The sequence below is a fragment of the Frankia sp. AgPm24 genome (genome assembly GCF_023243055.1).
In the GTDB taxonomy this organism is placed as follows: domain Bacteria; phylum Actinomycetota; class Actinomycetes; order Frankiales; family Frankiaceae; genus Frankia; species Frankia umida.
This window is the reverse complement of sequence record NZ_JALKFW010000091.1, coordinates 1-546: the sequence shown is the minus strand read 5'-3', so window position 1 is coordinate 546 and position 546 is coordinate 1. Positions and strand designations below refer to the sequence as shown.

The window sequence follows — 546 nt, the reverse complement described above, 5'->3', positions numbered from 1 at the left end:
GCAACGCCGGCTCGCCCGCGCCAGGCGGGGCAGTAACCGTCGCGGGCGGATCCAAGGCTGGATCGCCCGGCTGAAGGCACGGGAAGCCGACCGGCGGAAAGACTGGGTCGAGAAGACCTCGACCGAGCTCGCCCGGCGGTTCGACGTGATCCGCGTCGAGGATCTGCGCGTGAGGAACATGACCCGCTCGGCGCGCGGCACGGTCGAGGCACCTGGGAAGCAGGTCCGACAGAAAGCCGGCCTGAACCGGGCGATCCTCGCCCACGGCTGGGGACTGCTCGTCCGACGCCTGGAACAGAAAGCCCCCGGCCGGGTCGAGAGGATCCCGGCCGCTTTGACGAGTCAGCGTTGCTCGACCTGCGGGCAGGTGGCGTCCGGGAACCGTGAGAGCCAAGCGGTGTTCCGGTGCGTCGCCTGCGGGCACACGGCCAACGCCGACGTGAACGCGGCTAGGAACATCGCGGCCGGACGGGCCGTGACCGCGCGGGGAGGCACCGGGTCGCCGGAGCCCGCGAACCGCGAACCCCAACACCGCGCACCTCCTCT

The 546-nt window shown here is 71.6% G+C and carries 1 protein-coding gene; it reads left to right on the top strand.

Going from position 1 to position 546, the window contains the following annotated elements:
* Window positions 1-546 (top strand): transposase (locus tag MXD61_RS05805; RefSeq protein ID WP_248811809.1); only part of this gene is annotated, 546 nt, incomplete at both ends.